A 22,481-nucleotide genomic window follows, 5' to 3' on the forward strand; every position below is an offset into this window, starting at 1 on the left:
GACGAACTGAAACCTGAGTGATAGCGGCCATCAGCGGATCTGGCTTGGCATCAGGACGGTAACGCCCAAAGGAGACAACTATGTATGCAGTTATAAGAACCTACTTGGGTGCTGGCGCGAAGCAGCTTTTCGATCTTTTAGAACAGCGCAGCGCCGACGTCGAAGCTACCCTGCGGACAGTGCCTGGCCTGGTAAGTTACACACTGCTGAATACGGGTGATGGCGGTACGGCGGTGACTGTTTGCACGGACAAGGCCGGCAGCGATGCGAGCTTGAAAGTCGCGCGCGACTGGATTCAGAAAAATGCCTCGAATATCCACGCGAACCCGCCGATCGTGACGGAAGGTCCGGTGATTGTGCAGATCAAATAGCGTGCCTCTCCAGTTGATCTTGCGTTAGAAGGGACAGGTCGCGATTCAAGGCGAATGCCGAGCAATCGTGGTCTGTCCCCTGTTTTTCTCCCAACCTGAATCACGAAGGAGATCCCTGTGGGAGCGAGCTCGCTCCCACAGGGATTTTGGGTGTTTAGGGGAGCTTGTTTAATGTGGCTGTGCGTTACTTCCTGAAAGCTACAGCGTCTTGCGTCATTGCCTACGACTACGCCAGAATCCGCCGGCTTGTGCGCCTTGGCCCTGGCCTCTATCGTTTCCCTGCCACTGCCCATCAGTGGTCGGGTTTAGTCGCCCGTTGTTGCTAAGTCGCATAAGTGCCATTCAGTCAGGTATCCCATCCCTGCACTTTATGGTGGCTGTGCGCAGGGCACCCTCGGGTGCGCCGATTTCTTAGCTCGTCGGTCGACTAACCTGTGCACAGCTGCCTCCATTCGTTTAGTCGCGAACTGGTCGTAGCCTCACTTTGAGAGTTAAGACATGTTCAAGATCACACCTAATCCACCGGAAACCGACGACGACGTTTCCCCCTACGAATCCATCGATTCAAAAAAGCTCCACGACGCGGCGCAACGCGCGCTCGATCATTACCTCAAGTCCCCCAAAGAACCCGCCGCTGCCCGTAAACCCAGCAGAATGTTCATCGTCGCCCCCGACATGGATACCGAAAGCTTGCTGGCCCATGCCTGCGAATCACTGGCATCAGCCAGTGTCATGCTCAGTGATTTTGCAAACCTTCTGGAAATCCCGCATCGCAACACAATACTGGGGATTCAGCAGAACATCATGCTGGGCGAGTTGGCGGTAAACCGGGCGCTGGATAACATCGATCCGCAGAACTAATCGCTTCGTCTGTTGAAAAAACGGCCTTAGCCAAGGCCGTTTTTTATGGGAGTCCCACTAGCCAACGCAAGTGTACGGCGATTTGCGTCCACCGCTGTACGGGACAGGCCACTGACCCTTCGTGATAAAAATACCGCTCTCGTTCCTGGAGCCCCGTTCATGGACCTCGCCACCCTCACCTTATTTCTCCCGGCCTGCTTCGCCCTGAACATGGCTCCCGGCCCGAACAATCTACTGTCGGTCAGCAACGCCACCCGTTATGGATATCGTCGCGCCTGCGTGGCCGGTGTTGGACGCTTGCTGGCGTTTGCCGGAATGATCGCCCTGGCCGCCGCCGGGTTGTCGGTGGTGCTGCAAACCTCGGAATGGCTGTTCTACGCGATCAAGATCATTGGCGCCGCTTACCTGTTGTACCTGGCCTGGCAACTGTGGCGCGCCAATCCCGAGGCCGAGCAGGTTGTGACCGGCGCGCCAATTGGCATTGTCGCTTTGGCGCGGCAGGAGTTTCTGGTGGCGGCGGGTAATCCCAAGGCCATTTTGCTGTTCACCGCGTTCCTGCCGCAGTTCGTCGACCCGACTCGACCGATTGCCGCGCAATTCGTCGTGCTCGGCGCGTTGTTCCTGCTGCTGGAATGGATCGCCATCAGCGCCTACGCCTACATGGGTTTGCACATGCGCCGCTGGTTCGCCGAACCACGGGGCAAGCGGATTTTCAACCGTTGCTGCGCGGGATTGTTGTCGGCAGCGGCTTCGGTGTTGTTGATGGCGAAACGGGCGTGATCTTTACCCTTGAGACGGCCCTTTCAGTTCGACCTGGTTGCCGTCCGGATCGAAGCAATAGATCGACAGGCCATGGCCTTCAGCGCCGAAACGCACGGCGGCTTTCTCGGGCGTCAGGCCATAGGACTGCAAGTGACTGACCAGGGCTTCCTCGTCGAACGGTTCAATGCGCAGGCAAAAGTGATCGACGTTGCGCCGTTCGTTGCCAGCGGCAGCACCGCCCTTGCGGCCGAGTTCGCCCTGGATGTCGACGAGGTCGATCATCGAGGTGCCCGCACGCAGATGCACCATGCCCAGATCGTCGCGGCGCTTGACCAGTTCGGCGCCGAATACCTCGCGGTAAAAAGTGATGCTTCGTTCGAGATCCTTGACGCGCAGGACGATGTGATCGATGTGTTTGATCGTGAACGGTTGCATTAGGAAGATTCCTGAAAATAGCGTTTACAGGATTATCGGTGACCCGATGACTGTAGCTCAGGGCCACAAAAATTCACTGTCGATTTTCCGGTGGAGGCGCCGGGCGACGCGGCATATGCTCAGCCCATGAACCTACAAAACGCTGTGCTTCCGCCCCACGCCGAGATGGTTCGCGCCATGCTCGAACGCGACACCGCCTACGAGGGGGTGTTCTTTACCGCGGTCAAAACCACTGGCATTTTTTGCCGCCCCGGCTGTACGGCGCGTAAACCGAAGCCGGAAAACGTCGAGTTCTTCGCCCATGCCGATGAGGCGATGTCGGCGGGCTATCGGGCCTGCCTGCGTTGCAAGCCGCTGGACGCCGCGGCCATCGCGCCGGACTGGGTGCAGCGGCTACTCAAATCCGTCGACGCGGATCCCGACCTGCGCTGGACCGATGCCCAGTTGCTCGCCGAGGGCATCGAGCCGCTGAAACTGCGCCGCTGGTTCAAGCAGCATTTCGGCATGACCTTTCACGCCTGGCTGCGCAGCCGGCGCCTGGGCATCGCCCTCGGTGGCATCAAACAGGGCGAATCCATCGACAACGCCGCGTTCGACTCCGGCTACGAATCCCTGAGCGGTTTTCGCGATGCGTTTCAGAAGTCGTTCCACATCACACCCGGCCGCGCCGCCCACAGCGAGCCACTGCTGTTCACTCGACTGACCACACCGCTGGGGCCGATGATCGCGATGGCCGAGCGTCGCGGACTGGTGCTGCTGGAATTTCTCGATCGACCGGCGCTGACCAAAGAAATCGAAGAGTTGCAGAACCGTTATGGCTACGCCGTGGCACCCGGACACAACGAGCATTTGCAGCAGATTGAACAAGAACTGACGCAATACTTCGCTGGTAAACGAACCGAATTCAACGTGCCACTGCACTTGCCCGGCAGCGCTTTCGCCCGACAGGTGTGGGCTGAACTGATGAAGATTCCGTACGGCCGGACCACTACTTATGGCGCCATCGCCGCGCGACTCGGCAAGCCCGGCGCCAGTCGCGCCGTGGGTCTGGCCAACGGACAAAACCGCTTGGCGATTATCCTGCCCTGTCATCGGGTGATCGGCGCAGATGGCTCATTGACCGGCTATGGTGGAGGACAGCCGCGCAAGGCGTTTCTGCTCAGGCTGGAAAGCGCTGCGGTGCAAATCACTCAACAACTCACGTTCTGATCAATCCACCGTTTATTCAAAAAAAATCATAAGGAAGGACATTCGATGGACACACTCGACAACCAATTCCACCAACTGCACCAAAGCGGCCTGCTGATTCTGACCAACGTTGCCGATGCCACCGGGGCGCGATTGGTGGAGCAGCTGGGCAGCAAAGCCGTCGCCACCAGCAGCGCGGCGGTGGCTTGGGTTCACGGTTACCCGGATGGCAACACCTTGCCGCTTGAACGTCTCGTTTCCACCGTCGAATCCATCGCCCGAGTCATCACGGTGCCGTTGACCGTGGACATTGAGGCCGGTTATTCCGATGATCTGGGGCGGGTCGCGGAAGTGATCGACGCCGTCATCGCTACCGGTGCCGTGGGGATCAATATCGAGGACGGTGCTTCGCCGCCCGAGCTGCTGGCGCGCAAGATCGAAATCGCTCGCCAGGTCGCCAATCGCCGGGACGTGAAGCTGTTTATCAACGCTCGCACCGACGTGTATCTCAGGGGCTTGGTACCTGCCGAAGATCGCGTCGCAGAGACACTCAAGCGTGCCGCGTTGTATCAAGCCGCCGGTGCCGACGGGCTGTTCGCGGCGGGCGTCACGGCGGCGTATGAGATCGAAGCGCTATGCCATGGCACGACGCTGCCGGTAAACGTGCTGGGTTTCGCGGGCCTGCCTTCGCCGGAAGAACTGCAAGCCCTCGGCGTGCGCCGTTTGAGCGCCGGCTCGAGCATCGCCGAATTCCTCTACGGCGCCATGGCGTCGGTAGCCAAAAGCTTTCTGGAAACCGGAAAACTCGATAGCAGCGACCTTAAGGCCTTCACTTATGGCCAAGTGAACGCCCTGCTGCCCCCCAACGGCAGAATTTGACCGCAAGCAATGGAGTGCGGCGCTGCGGGGGGACGACTAATCTTCCCGCAGTCACCCGCGTTTCAGGATGTTCCATGCCCGACACCTACCAACTGGCCAGCGAATTTCTCTCGGCCCTCGATGCCGACTGGCAACGCCACATCAGCGCCATCGGCCCCTGCCTGCATCAACCCCATGCAGCTCGCGACCCTTACGAATCGCTGGTGCGGGCGATTGCCTATCAGCAACTGCATGCCAAGGCCGGCGATGCGATTGTCGGCCGACTGCTGGCGTTGTTTCCGGCAAGCACCTTCCCCAGACCCGAGCAGATTCTGGCGACAGACTTCGAACAGATGCGCGGTTGCGGGTTTTCTGCCAGCAAGATCGCGACTATTCAGGGCATCGCTCAGGCGGCTCTGGAAGGCGTGGTGCCGGATTACGCCACAGCGTTGGCCATGGACGATGAAGCGTTGATCGAGCGCTTGATTACCTTGCGCGGAGTGGGTCGCTGGACGGTGGAAATGCTGCTGATCTACAGCCTGGAGCGGCCGGACATTTTGCCGGCCGATGACTTTGGCGTGCGCGAGGGCTATCGGCGGCTGAAGGGGCTGGAGGTACAGCCGACTCGTAAGCAGATGATTGAAATCGGGTTGGCGTGGAGTCCTTATCGGACGGTGGCAGCGTGGTATTTGTGGCGGGTGCCCAGCCGGTAGACCGCGTTATCGTTCATCGCGGGCAAGCCCGCTCCCACAAGGATCGAGGCTGTTCACAGATTTTTGTCCCTCCCACGGAACCTGTGGGAGCGGGCTTGCCCGCAATAGCGGCCGCTCAGCCACCCTGAATTCAACTACCCGGAAACCCTGACAGTCCAGGCTGTCTTGAGCCATCCCAAGACCCGTCGGAGGTTCTCATGCAGCTCGAAGGCTCCTGCCATTGCGGCGCGGTGTCGTTCAGCCTGACCAGCGCCCACCCCTACCCTTATCAACGCTGCTATTGCTCGATCTGTCGCAAGACCCAGGGCGGTGGCGGTTATGCGATCAACCTGGGCGGCGATGCCGACAGCCTCAAGGTGCACGGTCGCAAGCACATATCGATTTACCATGCACGGCTCAAGGACGAAGGAGATAAACGCGCCCGCCGCAGCACCGCCGAGCGGCATTTCTGCTCTCTTTGCGGCTCGGGATTATGGTTGTTCAGCCCTGAATGGCCGGAGTTGATTCATCCGTTTGCCTCGGCCATCGACACTCCATTGCCGGTGCCGCCAGAGCACACGCACCTGATGCTCGGTTCCAAGGCTCCGTGGGTGGAAGTCGAGGCGCATCCGGGCGACCAGCAGTTCGACGTCTATCCCGAAGAGTCCATCGCCCAATGGCATGAGCGCCTGGGGTTGAGCCGTTAGGCTGCTTCTGATTTATGAGGGCCCCAAAAGATCGCAGCCTGCGATCTTTTGATCTTCTGCCTTTATCACGCCGCCACCGGCACACCACTGTGAAAGCGAAACTCCACATCCGGCGACTCGATCAACGCCTGCTCGGCGTCACGAACCTTGTCGATCACCTGAGCGATGTCCTTGGCGTCTCCGTACTGATAGGCCAGTTTCAGATAACCCTGAAAATGCCGCGCCTCGCTTTTCAGCAGACCGAAGTAGAACTTGCCCAGTTCCTCATCCAGATGCGGCACCAACGCCTCGAAACGCTCGCAGCTGCGGGCTTCGATGAAGGCGCCGACCACCAGCGTATCCACCAGCTTCACCGGTTCGTGGCTGCGCACCACTTTGCGCAGCCCCGAGGCGTAACGCCCGGCGGACAGCTGACGCAGCTCGATCTTGCGCTTTTTCATCAGGCGCATGACCTGCTCGTGGTGCACCAGCTCTTCCCGGGCCAGACGCGACATCAGGTTGATCAGATCGACGTGGGAGTGGTATTTGGCAATCAGGCTCAACGCCGTGCTGGCCGCCTTGAATTCGCAGTTTTTGTGGTCGATCAGCAGGGTTTCCTGATCGGCCAGCGCGGCCTGGACCCAGCCATCGGGCGTGCGGCAGCCAAGGAACTCGTGAATTTCGGGAAGGATCATGGGGCTCACGGATAAAAGGTACAGAACGAAGGGCGCCGATTATACCGGCCTGCCGACAGACCACCAGCCGCCAACCGTTGATATGCATCAAGTCGCTGAATGCCGACCAGCAACTATAGTTGTCCAACGCAGTGTTTTTTACCTTCCAGGGAGATTCCGATCATGCAAGCCATTCGCAGCATTCTGGTGGTCATCGAACCCGAGCACTCGGAGAGCCTGGCGCTCAAACGGGCCAAACTGATCGCTGGCGTGACCCAGGCCCATTTGCACCTGTTGGTCTGCGATAAAAAGCATGACCACGCTGGCATGCTGGGAGTGCTCAAGGCGGCCCTGCTGGAGGACGGTTACAGCGTCACCACCGAACAGGCCTGGAACGAGAGCCTGCACGAAACCATCGTCGATGTGCAGCAGGCCGAAGGCTGCGGGCTGGTGATCAAGCAGCACTTTCCCGACAGTGCATTGAAAAAGGCCCTGCTGACCCCGGCGGACTGGAAACTACTGCGCTCCTGTCCTACTCCAGTGTTGCTGGTGAAAACCTCGAAACCCTGGACCGGCGGCGTCATCCTGGCGGCTATCGATGTCGGCAACATCGACGGCGAACACCGCACCTTGCACGCCAGCATCATTGATCATGGCTACGACATCGCCAGCCTGGCCAAAGCCCATTTGCACGTGATCAGCGCTCACCCGTCGCCGATGCTGTCGGCGGCTGACCCGACGTTCCAGCTAAAAGAAACCATCGAGGCCAGTTATCGCGAGCAGTGCAAGGCGTTCCAGGCCGAGTTCGACATTGATGATGACCATCTGCACATCGAGGAAGGTCCGGCGGATGTGTTGATTCCGTATATGGCCCATAAATTGGGGGCATCGGTGACGGTGATCGGCACCGTGGCGCGGACCGGGTTGTCCGGGGCGTTGATCGGTAATACGGCGGAAGTGGTGCTGGATGCGCTGGAAAGCGATGTGCTGGTGCTCAAGCCGGATACGGTCATGGATCATCTGGAAGAGATCGTGACCCAGCATTGAGATTTTCGGCGTCAGGTAGATCGCCATCGCGGGCAAGCCCGCTCCCACAAGGTCGATGAAGAACCTGTGGGAGCGGCGGTGCGACGATTCGACTTGCCCGCGATGCTTTTAAGGGTTACCCGCCAAAGGCATCCTTGAGAAACCCCGGTGCAATGTAGCGCTGGTAATGCGCCTCGGACAGCAGGAAAAATTCCCGATCAATGGCATCGCGCAGCTCCGGCAGGTTCCAGTCGCGGAACTCCGGCAGCAACACCATCCCGTAGGCTTCCAGATTGTTGATGACCCGCGCGCCCCGGGCAATCAGCTGATAAGCCCAGCAATATTCCGACTGATGCGGCACAAAGCGGATCTTGCGCTGCTCCAGCTGCAGACGCAGCAACGCGGGATCGAAAATCTCTACCTTGCTGGCCATCACCTGTGACAACAGTTGCTCAAGACGCAGCCACACCGCGCGTTTTTCTTCTTCGTTGTAACCGTTCCAGTGAATCACTTCATGGTGGAAACGCTTGCAGCCACGGCACACCAGATCACCGTAAACAGTGGAGCAGAGGCCGACGCAGGGGGTCTTGATGGTCTGATTGGGCATAGGTAGGCAAAACACGGGAAAGCAGAACAGGTCAGCATGTTAGCCCTTTGTCTAACATTCATCACCCCTCAAAGTTCAGGGGCTAACTTACCTAAATTTTTTTTTTGCCGTAGAATCAGCCAGCCTTTTAAGGCGCCAATGTCCGTTAGAAGCTGTTTTCAAAGCGTCACGAGCACAGTCGTTCCTTCAGAGCGGTGTTGGCGAAGGGTTTTTCAGCGGTGAAAAACCTGACGCCAACCCTCATCAGCTCCCCGTTCTGCAGGCGTAAAACTTTGAAAGCAGCTTCTGTAAGGAATTGCCGGTAATTCTGGCTAAGCGGCCCACAACGCCACGCAGCGCATGAGTACGGCAATTTCGGGATGAGCGTCCCGGACACCCATTTGGGACCACTGATGAGGGTAATAACTGTGCTTGAAGCCTACCGCAAACATATCGAAGAGCGTGCAGCACTGGGTATCGTTCCCCAGCCGCTAAACGCCGAACAAACTGCAGGCCTGGTCGAGCTGCTGAAGAATCCCCCGGCTGGCGAAGAAGCCTTCCTCGTTGACCTGATCACCAATCGCGTTCCGCCAGGCGTGGACGAAGCTGCCTATGTAAAGGCCGGTTTCCTCTCTGCCCTCGCCAAAGGCGAAGCCAAATCCCCTCTGATCGACAAGAAACGCGCTGTTGAACTGCTCGGCACCATGCAGGGTGGCTACAACATCGTGACGCTGGTCAATCTGCTGGACGACGCCGAACTGGCACCCGTAGCCGCCGAAGAACTCAAGCACACCCTGCTGATGTTCGATGCCTTCCACGACGTCGCTGAACGCGCCAAGAACGGTAACGTTCACGCTAAAGGCGTGCTGCAATCCTGGGCCGACGGCGAGTGGTTCAAGAACCGCCCTGTGCTGGCCGACAAGATCAGCCTGCGCGTGTTCAAGGTGACTGGCGAAACCAACACCGACGACCTGTCCCCTGCTCCTGATGCCTGGTCCCGCCCGGACATCCCGCTGCACGCCCTGGCCATGCTGAAAATGGCTCGCGACGGCATCGTGCCGGACGTGCAAGGCTCCATCGGTCCGATGAAGCAGATCGAAGAAATGCGCAACAGCGGCTTCCCGATCGCCTACGTCGGTGACGTGGTCGGTACCGGTTCGTCGCGTAAATCGGCCACCAACTCGGTGCTGTGGTTCTTCGGCGACGACGTTCCTTTCGTGCCGAACAAGCGTGCTGGCGGCTTCTGCTTCGGCAGCAAGATCGCTCCGATCTTCTACAACACCATGGAAGATGCCGGCGCTCTGCCGATCGAGTTCGACGTTACCAACATCAACATGGGCGACGTGATCGACCTGTACCCGCACGCTGGCAAAGTCTGCAAGCACGGTACCGACGAAGTCCTGACCACCTTCGAAATGAAGACCCCGGTGCTGTTGGACGAAGTCCGTGCCGGCGGTCGTATTCCGCTGATCATCGGCCGTGGCCTGACCGATAAGGCTCGCGCCGAACTGGGTCTGCCAGCGTTCGACCTGTTCAAGAAACCGGATGCCCCGATCGAAAGCACCAAGGGTTTCACCCTGGCGCAGAAAATGGTCGGCAAGGCGTGCGGCGTAGCCGGTGTGCGTCCAGGCACCTACTGCGAACCGAAGATGACCACCGTCGGTTCTCAGGACACCACCGGTCCAATGACCCGTGACGAACTGAAAGACCTGGCGTGCCTGGGTTTCTCCGCTGATCTGGTGATGCAGTCGTTCTGCCACACCGCGGCTTATCCGAAGCCGATCGACGTGACCACCCACCACACCCTGCCTGACTTCATCATGACCCGCGGCGGCGTTTCCCTGCGTCCGGGCGACGGCATCATCCACAGCTGGCTGAACCGCATGCTGCTGCCGGACACCGTCGGCACCGGTGGTGACTCGCACACCCGTTTCCCGATGGGCATTTCGTTCCCGGCCGGTTCCGGTCTGGTCGCATTCGCCGCTGCCACTGGCGTGATGCCGCTGGACATGCCGGAATCGATCCTGGTGCGTTTCAAAGGCGAGATGCAACCGGGCGTCACCCTGCGTGACCTGGTTCACGCCATTCCTTACTTCGCGATTCAGGCTGGCTTGCTGACCGTCGAGAAGAAAGGCAAGAAGAACGCCTTCTCCGGCCGCATCCTGGAAATCGAAGGCCTGGACAACCTGAGCATCGAACAGGCTTTCGAGCTGTCCGACGCCTCGGCCGAACGTTCGGCTGCCGGTTGCACCATCAAGCTGTCGAAAGAGTCGATCACCGAATACCTGCAATCGAACATCACCCTGCTGCGCTGGATGATCGGTGAAGGCTACGGTGATGTGCGCACCCTGGAACGTCGTGCTCAAGCGATGGAAGCCTGGATCGCCAACCCTGAGTTGATGGTTGCCGATGCTGACGCCGAATACGCTGAAGTCATCGAAATCGACCTGGCCGACATCAAAGAGCCTGTGCTCTGCGCGCCAAACGATCCGGACGACGCCCGTCTGCTGTCCAGCGTTGCTGGCGAGAAGATCGACGAAGTGTTCATCGGTTCGTGCATGACCAACATCGGTCACTTCCGCGCTGCCGGCAAGTTGCTGGAACAGGTCAAGGGTCAGCTGCCAACCCGTCTGTGGCTGTCGCCGCCGACCAAAATGGACGCTCACCAGCTGACCGAAGAAGGCTACTACGGCATCTACGGCAAGGCCGGCGCACGCATGGAAATGCCAGGCTGCTCGCTGTGCATGGGTAACCAGGCACGTGTGGAGCCGAACTCGACTGTTGTGTCGACGTCGACCCGTAACTTCCCGAACCGTCTGGGTGACGGCGCGAACGTCTACCTGGCTTCGGCCGAGCTGGCGTCCGTTGCGTCGATCCTGGGTCGCCTGCCGACCGTCGAGGAGTACATGGAATACGCTGGCAAGATCGACAGCATGGCGGCCGATGTTTACCGCTACCTGTCCTTCGACCAGATCGCCGAGTTCCGTGAAGCTGCTGCGAACGCCAACATCCCGGTCGTTCAAGCCTAACGTTACAACGCCATAAAAAACGCCGCCCATCGTGAGATGAGCGGCGTTTTTTTATGCCTTCAGGAAGACCGCGTTATCGTTCATCGCGGGCAAGCCACGCTCCCACAGGGATTTGCGCGAACCATGAATCACATAAAACAAATGTGGGAACGGGCTTGCCCGCTCCCACAGGGTATTCAGCGTGTCTGGAAGATCTATTCTCAAGCAGTCAGCGAATAGATCAACGCCGAAATCGCCACCAGGCCCACTGCCGTCACGAAGACGTTAGAGGCTTGACCACGAAAGCGCGCCATGGCCGGAACCTTGCGGATCGCGTACATCGGCATCAGGAACAGGATCGCCGCGATGACCGGGCCGCCGAGGGTTTCGATCATCCCGAGAATGCTCGGGTTCAGCGTGGCAACGATCCAGCAGACCACCAGCATGAACGCCGCAGTCATGCGGTCCAGCGTCTTCGGTGTCGGGCGTTTGCCGCTCTTGACGATCAGGCCCTTCAAGCCTTCGCTGGCGCCGATGTAGTGACCCAGGAACGACTTGGAAATGGCCACGAAAGCAATCAACGGCGCCGCGAAGGCGATGGTCGGGTTGCTGAAGTGGTTGGCCAGGTACGACAGAATCGACAGGTTCTGCGCCTTGGCTTCCGCCAATTGCGCCGGCGACAAGGTCAGCACGCAACTGAAGACGAAGAACAGCACCATCACCACCATCAAGAGGTGGGCGCGGGAGAGGATCTGCGAGCTGCGCTCTTGGGCATGCACGCCATGGCGACGCTTCTGGTCCACCGCGAACGCCGAGATGATCGGCGAATGGTTGAACGAAAACACCATCACCGGAATCGCCAGCCACAGGGTGTGCAGCAACGCCGAGGGCTCAGGTAGCGTAGTAGCGGTGCTGAGGATGCCGCCATTCCAATGCGGAACCAGGAACACCGCCAGGAACAGCAGCGCGACGATGAACGGATACACCATCAGACTCATGGCCTTGACGATCATCTGCTCACCGCAGCGCACCACTGCCAACAGGCCGAGAATCAATACGAACGACAGCACGGCGCGCGGTGGCGGCATGATGTGCAGTTGATGCTCGAGGAAACTGCCCACGGTGTTGGTCAGGGCCACGCTATAAATCAGCAGGATCGGGAAGATCGCGAAGAAATACAGCAACGTGATCAACGCGCCGGCCTTGATGCCGAAGTGTTCTTCCACCACTTCGGTGATGTCGGCGCCTTCGCGGCCGGACAACACAAAGCGGGTCAGGCCACGGTGTGCGTAAAACGTCATGGGGAACGCCAGCAATGCCAGGATCAGCAGCGGCCAGAAGCCGCCCAGCCCCGCATTGATCGGTAAAAACAGGGTACCGGCCCCAATTGCCGTGCCAAACAGGCCCAGCATCCAGGTGGTGTCATGGCGATTCCAGCTTTCGAGGCTCGCTGGTGTCGCCGCTACATAGCGTTCGTCGACGCTATTGGCCTGATCATTCATCCGGTCGGATCTCCGCTTTCCGGTCACTTGCCACCCGGTCAGGACGAGTCGGAAAAACCCGACAGGCAGCGCCCTGGCCGAAACAGGGGCGCGATTGTCCGGGATTAAGCTACAGAAGCAAAGACTTAGCTGAGCAATGGTTATGCGGATCAGATGCAGCGGGCACCTGCGTTCTCCTGTAGGAGCGTGGCTTGCCCGCGAACCAGTCGCCTCGGTCCATCAGGAATACCGCGTTATCGTTCTTCGCGGGCACGCCTCTCTCCTACGAGCTGCGGACAAATCCTCTCCATCTGCCCCGCTCTGATCTAGTGTTGTCATTAGAAGGATCGCAAGCTTCGCCAGCTCCGACACCGGGAGCCAAAACCCTGGCCATTGCCAAACCGCTCTGAGGTCAGCAATCTGAAGCGACGTTCGAGCCCCCGACATTCCGCTGCCCGCAGGAGCCCAGCATGACCGCAACTGTTCTGGTACTGGTTGAAACCATCAATGAATACCTGCCGATTCTCGAACATCAGGGGTTTCATCTGATTCTGGCCCCAACCCCAGCCGAGCGCGCCGCCGCCATTGCCCGACAGGGCAGTCAGATCGAAGCGGTGCTGACGCGCGGCCCATTGGGCCTGTACGCCAATGAAATTGCCGCCCTGCCCAACCTCAAGATCATCTGCGTGATCGGCGCCGGCTACGAGCACGTCGACCTGCAAGCCGCCGCCGACCGCGGCATCACCGTCACCAACGGGGCCGGCGTCAATGCCTCTTCCGTCGCCGACCACGCCATGGCGCTGCTGCTGGCACTGGTGCGGGATATCCCTCGGGCCGATGCTGCCGTGCGTCGGGGCGAGTGGCCGAAAATCATGCGCCCTTCCCTGGCGGACAAACGCCTGGGCATCCTCGGCCTTGGCGCCGTCGGCATCGCTATCGCCAAACGTGCGGCCAACGGCTTCGACATGAGCGTGAGTTACCACAACCGCCAGCATCGCAGCGACGTGCCCTACAGCTTCTGCTCGACGCCGACCGAACTGGCGCGCCACTCGGATTTTCTGATAGTCGCCGCACCCGGCGGGCTCGGTACCCAACACTTGATCAACAGACAGGTGCTCGATGCCTTGGGCCCCCAGGGGTTCATCGTCAACATCGCGCGGGCCAGCGTTATCGTCACGGCAGACCTGATCAGCGCGCTGGAACAACGACGGATCGCCGGTGCTGCGCTGGATGTCTTCGATAACGAACCCCAGGTGCCGGACGCCCTCAAGGGGTTGGCCAACGTGATTCTGACCCCGCATGTCGCCGGATTGTCCCCGGAGGCCACCCAAGGCACCGTGGAACTGGTTGGCAAAAACCTGACGGCGTTTTTTTCCGGTCAACCGGTCCTGACCCCGATTGCTTTACCGCCGCCGACGGCAGCCACCCTGCACAATCACTAAAGGACGCCCAATAGCAGTTATCGGTACGCTTCTTCACTATTCGCGGGTTCGCTGAGTATTGGGGTGCCGGGATGACTGGCGGCATGGCGGCCGGGGTCGATGCCGCCACCGCGAGCGTATCGACAGGCGCCGGGGTTGGTTTGGCGCTCGACCGATGCTGCCGGAGCTTAAAGCCTTGTATTGACTGAGATCGCCTCATCGCGAGCAGGCTTGCTCCCACATTTTGGATCTCCGTCGTACATAAATACCGTACTCAACCGAGATCCCTGTGGGAGCGAGCCTGCTCGCGATGACGTCGGCACATTCAATATCGATGCTGGCCGACATTCGTCCACCGAGCCTGCGCTCGCACATCAGGAACGCTGATTATCCGGCAACACGCTAACCTATAAGTCCGTGCCGCGCTTGTGGCGACCCCGGCGCACCATTAGATTAGCCAATGATGTCTGGCCTCCAAAATAAGCAGAAGGGATAAGCATGGCGCTTACTGACCAGTCCACCCGTATCCGCTCCGGCGAAGAACTCGATGCCAGCCTGATCGATCCGTACCTCAAGGCGCACATTCCGGGCCTGAGCGGCTTGCCGAAAATCAGCCAGTTTCCGGGCGGTGCGTCGAACCTGACTTACCTGCTGGAATACCCCGAACAGGAATTCGTCCTGCGTCGGCCACCGTTCGGTCACAAGGCCAAGTCCGCCCATGACATGGGCCGCGAATTTCGTATCCTCAATCAGCTGCGGGACGGCTTTCCCTATTGCCCCAAAGCCTATGTGCACTGCACCGACGAATCAGTGATCGGCGCCGAGTTTTATGTGATGGAGCGGGTCAAGGGCATCATCCTGCGCGCCGAACTGCCGCCGGAACTGGGCCTTGATTCAGCGAAGACCGAAGCTCTGTGCAAGAGCTTCATCGACAAGTTCGTGGAACTGCACCAGGTCGACTACAAAGCCTATGGCCTGGGCGACCTCGGCAAACCCGAAGGTTATGTCGCGCGGCAAATCAAAGGCTGGAGCGACCGCTACGAAAAAGCCCTGACCCCGGATGCACCTAAATGGGATGCGGTGAAGGCCTGGCTCAACGACAAGATGCCGGCCGATCACCCGACGTCGAGCATCGTCCATAACGATTACCGCTTCGACAACGTGATCCTCGACCCCGAGAACCCGATGCAGATCATCGGCGTGCTGGATTGGGAACTGACCACCCTCGGCGACCCGCTGATGGACCTGGGCAATACCCTCGCCTACTGGATCGAAGCCGACGACCCTGCGCCGGTGCAATTGATGCGCCGCCAGCCAAGCCACGCTCCCGGCATGCTGACCCGCCGTGAGTTCGTCGATTACTACGCCGAGCGCGCCGGCATCCAGATCGACAATTTCGACTTCTACTACACCTACGGCCTGTTCCGTCTGGCTGGCATCGTGCAGCAGATCTACTACCGCTTCTTCCATGGTCAGACCCAGGACAAACGCTTCGCACAGTTCATTCACATGAACAAACTGCTGGAGCAGATGAGCCTGCAAGTCATCTCGAAATCCAGCCTCTGATCACGGCCGCTGATCGGGCCCAAAAACAAGGAAAAATCATGTCCAAGACTCAGTTGTTCGACCTCGACGGCAAGATCGCTTTCGTCTCCGGCGCGAGCCGTGGCATCGGTGAAGCCATCGCCAAACTGCTGGCGCAACAAGGCGCCCACGTCATCGTTTCGAGCCGCAAACTCGATGGCTGCCAGCACGTCGCTGACGCAATCATCGCCGCCGGCGGCAAGGCTACCGCCATCGCCTGCCACATCGGTGAAATGGAGCAGATCACCCAAGTCTTCGCCGGCATCCGCGAACAATTCGGGCGCCTGGACATTCTGGTCAACAACGCGGCGACCAACCCGCAGTTCTGCAACGTACTGGACACCGACCTCAGCGCCTTCCAGAAAACCGTTGACGTGAACATTCGCGGCTACTTCTTCATGTCGGTGGAAGCCGGCAAGCTGATGCGCGACAACGGTGGCGGCAGCATCATCAACGTTGCCTCAATCAACGGCATCTCGCCGGGGATCTTCCAGGGCATCTACTCGGTGACCAAGGCGGCGGTGATCAACATGACCAAAGTCTTCGCCAAGGAGTGCGCGCAATTCGGCATCCGTTGCAACGCCCTGCTGCCGGGTCTGACCGACACCAAGTTTGCTTCGGCGCTGGTGAAGAACGACGCCATCCTGAAAACCGCGCTGCAGCAGATTCCGCTCAAGCGTGTGGCGGATCCGAGTGAAATGGCCGGTGCGGTGTTGTATCTGGCGAGTGATGCGTCGAGCTACACGACTGGGGTTTCGTTGAATGTGGATGGGGGGTTTCTGTCCTGATCTGGTTCTGTGAATGAACCGAAGGCAGCCAAAAGGCTGCCTTTTTAGTTTTCAGCACTCTCACCACTGACCGTTCCCACGCTCTGCGTGGGAATGCCTCATCGGATGCTCTGCGTCCGCTCTTTGGGACGCGGAGCGTCCCTAGCTGCATTCCCACGCGGAGCGCGGGAACGATCAGACTTCCCGACGATGGCCTGAGTCATGGAAAGAAACAGGATTCAATATAAGAATATTTATTCTACTATTTGCATATTGAGAATATTTATTCCATAAATACTCCTCCTAAAAACAAAAACCCAAAGGACCCCGACTATGCGCGAACTCGGTATCGGACTCATCGGCACAGGTTTCATGGGCCGTGCCCACGCCTTGGCCTTTCGCAACGTCAGCGCCGTTTTTGAATTGCCGCTGAAGCTCAAACTCGCCGCCCTCGCCGACGCCGATCCGCAGCGCGCCCGACATTGCGCCGACGCTTGGGGCTTCGATGCGGCTCACAGCGACTGGCAGCAGTTGATCAATGACCCCAAGGTCAACCTGATCGCCATCACCACCCCTAACCATCTGCACTACCCCATGGCCATGGCCGCCCTCGCCGCCGGCAAGCCGGTGTACTGCGAAAAACCGCTGGCGGTGAACCTCGAACAGGCCAGTGCCATGCGCCTGGCTGCAAAAGCTGCGGGCGTGGTGACGCGGGTCGGTTACAACTATCAACATAACCCGATCATCGGCCTCGCTCGGGATTTGATTCAAAACGGAGAGCTGGGGCAGATCATCAGTTTCCAGGGCGAATTCAGCGAAGACTTCATGGCCGACCCCGTTTCACCCTGGTCCTGGCGCTGCGACGCCGATTACGCCGGTGGTGCCTTGGCGGACTTGGGCAGCCACTTGCTGGCGATGGCTCGTCATCTGCTGGGCGACATCGAGGCGGTGTGCGCGGACACCCAGACCGTACATGCGCAACGCCCCGTAACGTCAGGTGGCCAGGAACGGCGCGAGGTCGCGGTCGACGATCAGGTCCACGCTTTGCTGCGGTTCGCCAACGGCGCGCGCGGGACATTCAGCAGTAGCTGGCTCAAACACGGTTACAAGAATCACCTGAGTTTTGAAATCAGCGGCACCCGAGGCACCCTGGCGTTCGATCAGGAACGCTTGAATGAACTGCGGATGTATCGCGCTGGGCAAGGTGGTTTCCAACGGCTGCTGGCAGGGCCGGATTTACCGGGTTATGCCGCCTTCAGCCCTGCACCGGGGCACCAGTTGGGTTACAACGAACTCAAGACCCTTGAAGTGCATGAGTTGGTGATGGCACTGGCCGGCCTAAGTCAGGATGGGACGGATTTCGAACAGGCATGGGAAGTCGAACGCCTGGCGACGGCGATTCGTTTGGCGGCACAAGAGTCGCGGTGGGTCAGGATCGAGGAAGTCTGACCCGCTACTCAAGCCACACCATTACACCGGAGCAGGCTTACTGAGTGACGCAACGGGTCAGGGTCGTGGTCCGGGTCACCTGCCCTTCAGCTCTCATATCACCCTGCACATCAGTGTTTTCGGAAGTCTGACAGGTACGAACCGGTGGCGGTGGCGGCGCAGCGGGTGGTGGAGGCGGCGGACTGGCGCAACCACCCAGAATCGCCGCGCAGAGTACGAGCGACAGTGGCGAAAAAATACGTATCCCAAAACTGTTCATAGGCTGACCCGCGGTAAGTAATCGACATTTTCCGCGACACAAAAACCACACCGCACACCCGCGGCCCCGTCACAGAAAAAGAATACCCTCGCATTCCTTATAGCCCAGCCACCCGCCAATGCCAGAAAAACACCGGATAGACTGGCTTTGGCTTTTGATCTTGACCTACCCGCCCCTTTCCCAGAGGCCGAACGCAGGCATTGCACAGGGGGCGATGCCGGAGTGAGGGCATGCCGAGCCAGGGCGAGTCACCGAATGGTTGGCATGAAGGGATCAACCACATAGGTAACAGAAGAGTTCAGTCACATAGGTAACACCTGATCACTTATTTCTGATTACTTTGAGCGTCAGATAAGCATCTTTGGCGTCACCGAGCGCAACAGGTCGATGCAGTGCCGGGTGCAAGCGGTGGTAAGCCAGGCGGCCGGCGTGGCAATGGAGGCCCGGTCGGCCTCCAGCCACTTGATGAACAGCTCTTGCACCACATCCTCGGCTTCGGTGCGCGAGCCGAGGATGCGATACGCCAGACCGAGCCAAAAGGGCCTGCGCTGCGCGAATACAGCGGTGGCGTTTTCAGCGGAATTCATCGATCAGTGCCTCGACACCTGCAAACGTGTTCCACAGGTTGATCATGCCGATCTCGGCCGTCAAGGCACCGATCTGAGCATCGTTGAAATGCTCGCGCAGGGTGGCGTAATCGGTCTTTTCATCGAGTACGGTCAGGGCTTCGGTCCAGGCCAGCGCCGCACGTTCGGGTGTTGGACGACATCGTGTTGCTCCGCAATTTTAGGGGGGCAACAGGATGACGATTGAGGATTCGGGTTTGTGACGCGGGGCAATTTTTAATATGTAAAAAGACAAAAGATCGCAGGCTTCGCCAGCATCTACAGGGGTTGCGTACATCCATGGGTGTACACGCTCAATGCAGGAGCTGGCGAAGCCTGCGATTTTTTGATCTTCAGGCAGCAAGTTCACCGCGGGCAATCGCATCCGAAGCCGCCAGCATCGCCCGCAACAACACCGCACATCCGGCAGCCAAGTCATCGGGCGCGGCGTTTTCGATTTCGTTGTGGCTGATGCCGCCTTCGCAAGGCACGAAGATCATCCCGGCCGGGCCGAGTTCGGCGAGGAAGATCGCGTCGTGCCCTGCCCCACTGACGATGTCCATGTGCGACAAACCCAACCCTTGAGCGGCGCCGCGTACTGCTTCGACGCAACCCTTGTCGAAGTACAGCGGCGGGAAGTCGGCGGTGGGGGTCAGTTCGAACGTCAGGCCGTGTTCCTCGCAGGTGGTTTCGATGACTTCGCGAACTTCGGCGATCATTGAATCGAGTCGCGCCGGTTCCAGATGACGGAAGTCCAGGGTCATGCGCACTTCGCCGGGAATCACGTTGCGCGAGCCGGGGTAGGCTTGCAGGCAGCCGACGGTGCCGCAGGCGTGGGGTTGATGGCCGAGGGCGGCGCGATTGACCGCGCCGACGATCACTGAGGCGCCGACCAGAGCATCCTTGCGAAGGTGCATCGGCGTCGGGCCGGCGTGGGCTTCGACGCCGCGCAGTTTCAGGTCGAACCATTTCTGCCCGAGAGCGCCCATCACCACGCCGATGGTTTTGCGCTCGTCCTCAAGAATCGGGCCTTGCTCGATGTGGGCCTCGAAATACGCACCGACGGCGTGGCCGCTGACTTTGCGCGGGCCAGCGTAGCCGATGGCGTTCAGGGCTTCGCCGACCGTCACGCCCTCCGCATCGACCTTGGCCAGGGTTTCTTCGAGGGTGAATTTTTCCGCGAACACGCCGGAGCCCATCATGCACGGGGCGAAGCGCGAGCCTTCTTCGTTGGTCCAGACCACCACTTCCAGCGGCGCTTCGGTTTCCACGCCGAGGTCATTGAGGGTGCGCAAGACTTCGACCCCGGCCAGCACGCCGAAGCAACCGTCGAACTTGCCACCGGTGGGTTGAGTGTCGATGTGGCTGCCGGTCATCACCGGCGGCAGGTTCGGATTGCGCCCCGGACGGCGGGCGAAGATGTTGCCGACGGCGTCGATGCTGACGGTGCAGCCGGCTTCCTCGCACCAGTTCACGAAGATGTCCCGGGCCTGGCGGTCGAGGTCGGTCAGTGCCAGCCGGCAGACGCCGCCCTTGACCGTGGCACCGAGCTTGGCCAGGTCCATGAGCGACTGCCACAGACGGTCGCGATTGATGTGCTGATGGGTGGACTGCAGAACGTCTATGGCAGCGTTCATGGTGATCTCCTCAGGCAGTTGTTATAGGTTTCTTCATGGAAATTTGTGGTGATTGTGAGGCCGTCATCGCGGGCAAGCCCGCTCCCACAGGGGATTTCAGTGTTCACAAAATCCATGTGGGAGCGGGCTTGCTCGCGAAGGGGCCATCCCTCACACCGCCGATTTCACAGCAGTAGGACTCGGCCGCATCACGCTCAACCCGTAATAAATCAGCCCACCAAGGGCCGAGCCAGTAAACCAGCCATAGCTGTAGAACCAGCTGAACGCATCGCTGCCCAGCGACAGCAGCGTCAACGCCACCGGCACACCGAATGCAATAAAACCGAACCAGTTCCACGCCGGGTAAACGTCGTCGCGGTAGAGGCCTGCCAAATCCAGTTGCTGTTTCTTGATCAGGAAATAGTCCACCACCATGATCCCGGCGATCGGGCCCAGCAGACTGGAATAGCCCAGCAACCAGTTGGAATACACCGTCTCCAGACTCAAATCCGAAACGATCAGCCCCAGTTTCTTCAACAGTTCATGGGCCATCAGCGCCAAGCCAACCAACCCCGTGAGAATTACCGCTTTGGTGCGGTTAATGATCTTGGGCGCGACGTTCTGAAAGTCGTTGGTCGGCGAAACAATGTTAGCCGCGGTGTTGGTCGATAACGTGGCGATGATGATCAACGCCATGGCCAGGGCGACCCAGACCGGGCTCTGGATATGGCCGATCAACGTGACCGGATCAGAGACAGTGACGCCCACCAGTTTTACCGACGCGGCTGTCATCACCACGCCAAGGGAGGCGAACAGGAACATAGTCAGGGGCAAGCCGATAATCTGCCCGACGATCTGATCCTTCTGGCTTTTCGCGTAGCGGCTGAAGTCCGGAATATTCAGCGACAGGGTGGCCCAGAATCCGACCATCGCAGTCAGCCCGGCGGCAAAGTAACTGACCACGCTGGCCCCTTCCGGACGCTTGGCCGGGATCGCCATCAGTTCAGTCATCGATACATTCGGCATCGCCCATACCAGCAGCCCCACGCCCACCAGTACCAACAACGGTGCCGAGAGGGTTTCCAGCCATTTGATCGAGTCCGCGCCGCGAATCACCACCCACAGGTTCAAGGCCCAGAACAGCATGAAGCCGATCACTTCACCGGTGCCGCCGAGGGCTTTCCAGTCATCGAACACCGAACCGAGAAACAGGTGAATCGCCAGCCCTCCGAACATGGTCTGGATGCCGAACCAGCCGCACGCCACCAGGGCACGGATCAGGCACGGAATGTTGGAGCCGAGGATGCCGAAGGACGAGCGCAGCAACACCGGAAATGGAATGCCGTATTTGGTGCCGGGGAAGGCGTTCAGGGTCAGCGGGATCAGTACGATGATGTTGGCGAACAGAATCGCCAGCAGCGCTTCGCCGACGGTCAGTCCGAAATAAGCAGTGAGCACGCCGCCGAGGGTGTAGGTCGGTACGCAGATCGCCATGCCGACCCATAACGCGGTGATGTGCCATTTGTTCCAGGTTCGTTCACGCACCTTGGTCGGTGCCATGTCGTGGTTGTAACGGGGACTGTCGAGGACATCGCTGCCGGCTTCGAGCTCAAACAAGCCGTCGCGCTCGGTCACTTGCGATCTAATCTGTTGCATGGCCGCTCCACTGTTTTTTTGATTATTTTTGCTCACCAGCGGCTGGCGCAACGCGCGCGAGCCGGACGATGGCCGGAGAAACTGACAACTTTCATGGACCGGCCAAGGTGTCAGCGGCGGCATCAAAAAACGTGCCGGGTGCCCCGCTTACGCATCGGGCAGTGCCATAAAATTTCGCTAACCAACTGATGTTAATCAGCTTTATTTATCCAACTATTGAATCCGCAGTCAGTTGCCATGCCACTCAGGCCGAATGTCAGGCAAGTTGTCCGAACAGTCAGGACTCAATCTGGTGCGTCGATCTTTTTTGAAAGATTGCGCATCAACCATAGACCATCCTCAAGCGGCTGATTTCACATAGAAAATCTCGTCTATTTTTGGAACCTGTCAAGTGCGTCAAAATGGTGAGAGGCCTCACCATTTTGGTGATTTTCAGTTTTAATCGTTATTTTTCAATCAGTTAAAACAGCCATAAGCTTATAAAAAATATTCTTGC

At 59.2% G+C, this 22,481-nt stretch carries 19 protein-coding genes and 2 pseudogenes; 13 read left to right on the forward strand and 8 right to left on the reverse strand.

Annotated elements, in window-relative coordinates; translation table 11 throughout:
• Positions 1–80 precede the first annotated feature (80 nt).
• From ACZ3HH_RS11600 to ACZ3HH_RS11610, 3 genes are all read left to right on the forward strand, one after another.
• The gene (locus ACZ3HH_RS11600; RefSeq protein WP_460146253.1) at positions 81–371 is read left to right on the forward strand and encodes a hypothetical protein; all 291 of its coding nucleotides are present in this window, start codon (positions 81–83) and stop codon (positions 369–371) included.
• Between the two features lie 498 nt (positions 372–869).
• Entirely contained in the window at positions 870–1,232 is a 363-nt protein-coding gene (locus ACZ3HH_RS11605) for a DUF6124 family protein (RefSeq protein WP_465804693.1), read from the forward strand.
• Positions 1,233–1,391: 159 nt separating this feature from the next.
• Positions 1,392–2,012 (forward strand): LysE family translocator, encoded by a 621-nt coding sequence (locus ACZ3HH_RS11610; protein WP_465804694.1) that lies wholly within the window; start codon positions 1,392–1,394, stop codon positions 2,010–2,012.
• A gap of 3 nt (positions 2,013–2,015) precedes the next feature.
• On the opposite strand, the gene ACZ3HH_RS11615 is transcribed toward ACZ3HH_RS11610, so the two are convergent.
• Complete coding sequence (locus tag ACZ3HH_RS11615) at positions 2,016–2,429, reverse strand: VOC family protein (RefSeq protein ID WP_465804696.1); 414 nt, start codon at positions 2,427–2,429, stop codon at positions 2,016–2,018.
• Between the two features lie 126 nt (positions 2,430–2,555).
• On the opposite strand from ACZ3HH_RS11615, the gene ACZ3HH_RS11620 reads away from it, so the two are divergent.
• The 4 genes from ACZ3HH_RS11620 (at position 2,556) to ACZ3HH_RS11635 (ending at position 5,874) form a co-directional block, all read left to right on the forward strand.
• Positions 2,556–3,638, forward strand: a complete 1,083-nt coding sequence (locus ACZ3HH_RS11620) for a bifunctional transcriptional activator/DNA repair enzyme AdaA (RefSeq protein WP_465804698.1) — start codon at positions 2,556–2,558, stop codon at positions 3,636–3,638.
• A 45-nt stretch (positions 3,639–3,683) separates the two neighbouring features.
• Complete coding sequence (locus ACZ3HH_RS11625; protein ID WP_465804700.1) at positions 3,684–4,496, forward strand: isocitrate lyase/PEP mutase family protein; 813 nt, start codon at positions 3,684–3,686, stop codon at positions 4,494–4,496.
• A gap of 74 nt (positions 4,497–4,570) precedes the next feature.
• A complete protein-coding gene (locus ACZ3HH_RS11630) occupies positions 4,571–5,188 on the forward strand; it encodes a DNA-3-methyladenine glycosylase family protein (protein WP_465804702.1) in 618 nt (205 codons plus the stop codon).
• Positions 5,189–5,385: 197 nt separating this feature from the next.
• Entirely contained in the window at positions 5,386–5,874 is a 489-nt protein-coding gene (locus ACZ3HH_RS11635) for a GFA family protein (RefSeq protein ID WP_123359712.1), read from the forward strand.
• Positions 5,875–5,939: 65 nt separating this feature from the next.
• On the opposite strand, the gene ACZ3HH_RS11640 is transcribed toward ACZ3HH_RS11635, so the two are convergent.
• Positions 5,940–6,548, reverse strand: a complete 609-nt coding sequence (locus ACZ3HH_RS11640; RefSeq protein ID WP_008010271.1) for a MiaE family protein — start codon at positions 6,546–6,548, stop codon at positions 5,940–5,942.
• Positions 6,549–6,710: 162 nt separating this feature from the next.
• Here ACZ3HH_RS11640 and ACZ3HH_RS11645 point away from each other — a divergent pair, with 162 nt between their 5' ends.
• Positions 6,711–7,574 (forward strand): universal stress protein, encoded by an 864-nt coding sequence (locus ACZ3HH_RS11645; protein WP_465804704.1) that lies wholly within the window; start codon positions 6,711–6,713, stop codon positions 7,572–7,574.
• Positions 7,575–7,689: 115 nt separating this feature from the next.
• Here the strand turns inward: ACZ3HH_RS11645 and ACZ3HH_RS11650 are convergent, their stop codons facing one another.
• The gene (locus tag ACZ3HH_RS11650; RefSeq protein WP_048394589.1) at positions 7,690–8,160 is read right to left on the reverse strand and encodes a DUF1289 domain-containing protein; all 471 of its coding nucleotides are present in this window, start codon (positions 8,158–8,160) and stop codon (positions 7,690–7,692) included.
• A gap of 407 nt (positions 8,161–8,567) precedes the next feature.
• Between ACZ3HH_RS11650 and acnB the strand changes: the two genes are divergently transcribed.
• Positions 8,568–11,168, forward strand: coding sequence for a bifunctional aconitate hydratase 2/2-methylisocitrate dehydratase (gene acnB / locus ACZ3HH_RS11655; RefSeq protein WP_465804829.1), 2,601 nt, complete (start codon positions 8,568–8,570; stop codon positions 11,166–11,168).
• A gap of 200 nt (positions 11,169–11,368) precedes the next feature.
• Here acnB and ACZ3HH_RS11660 read toward each other — a convergent pair whose 3' ends face one another.
• Positions 11,369–12,649, reverse strand: coding sequence for a serine/threonine transporter (locus ACZ3HH_RS11660; RefSeq protein ID WP_367371783.1), 1,281 nt, complete (start codon positions 12,647–12,649; stop codon positions 11,369–11,371).
• A 449-nt stretch (positions 12,650–13,098) separates the two neighbouring features.
• On the opposite strand from ACZ3HH_RS11660, the gene ACZ3HH_RS11665 reads away from it, so the two are divergent.
• The 4 genes from ACZ3HH_RS11665 (at position 13,099) to ACZ3HH_RS11680 (ending at position 17,849) form a co-directional block, all read left to right on the forward strand.
• On the forward strand, positions 13,099–14,070 hold the full coding sequence (locus tag ACZ3HH_RS11665; RefSeq protein ID WP_465804706.1) for a 2-hydroxyacid dehydrogenase: 972 nt from the start codon (positions 13,099–13,101) through the stop codon (positions 14,068–14,070).
• 477 nt (positions 14,071–14,547) lie between these two features.
• On the forward strand, positions 14,548–15,615 hold the full coding sequence (locus tag ACZ3HH_RS11670; RefSeq protein ID WP_465804708.1) for a phosphotransferase family protein: 1,068 nt from the start codon (positions 14,548–14,550) through the stop codon (positions 15,613–15,615).
• Between the two features lie 38 nt (positions 15,616–15,653).
• Positions 15,654–16,421 carry an SDR family oxidoreductase gene (locus tag ACZ3HH_RS11675; RefSeq protein ID WP_461972678.1) on the forward strand — a complete coding sequence of 256 codons (768 nt, stop codon included), beginning with the start codon at positions 15,654–15,656 and terminating at the stop codon, positions 16,419–16,421.
• Between the two features lie 312 nt (positions 16,422–16,733).
• Positions 16,734–17,849: a Gfo/Idh/MocA family protein gene (locus ACZ3HH_RS11680; RefSeq protein ID WP_465804710.1), complete on the forward strand. Its 1,116-nt coding sequence runs from the start codon at positions 16,734–16,736 to the stop codon at positions 17,847–17,849.
• 630 nt (positions 17,850–18,479) lie between these two features.
• Here the strand turns inward: ACZ3HH_RS11680 and ACZ3HH_RS11685 are convergent.
• From ACZ3HH_RS11685 to ACZ3HH_RS11700, 4 genes and pseudogenes are all read right to left on the reverse strand, one after another.
• A pseudogene (locus ACZ3HH_RS11685) lies at positions 18,480–18,695 on the reverse strand (sigma factor); the annotation flags it as partial.
• Between the two features lie 3 nt (positions 18,696–18,698).
• Positions 18,699–18,861: pseudogene (locus tag ACZ3HH_RS11690) on the reverse strand (carboxymuconolactone decarboxylase family protein); the annotation flags it as partial.
• A gap of 205 nt (positions 18,862–19,066) precedes the next feature.
• Positions 19,067–20,350, reverse strand: coding sequence for a Zn-dependent hydrolase (locus ACZ3HH_RS11695; RefSeq protein WP_465804712.1), 1,284 nt, complete (start codon positions 20,348–20,350; stop codon positions 19,067–19,069).
• 150 nt (positions 20,351–20,500) lie between these two features.
• Positions 20,501–21,985 carry an NCS1 family nucleobase:cation symporter-1 gene (locus ACZ3HH_RS11700; RefSeq protein ID WP_454834945.1) on the reverse strand — a complete coding sequence of 495 codons (1,485 nt, stop codon included), beginning with the start codon at positions 21,983–21,985 and terminating at the stop codon, positions 20,501–20,503.
• Between the last annotated feature and the right edge of the window lie 496 nt (positions 21,986–22,481).

It is taken from the genome of Pseudomonas sp. PME37.24/025 (assembly GCF_055556615.1).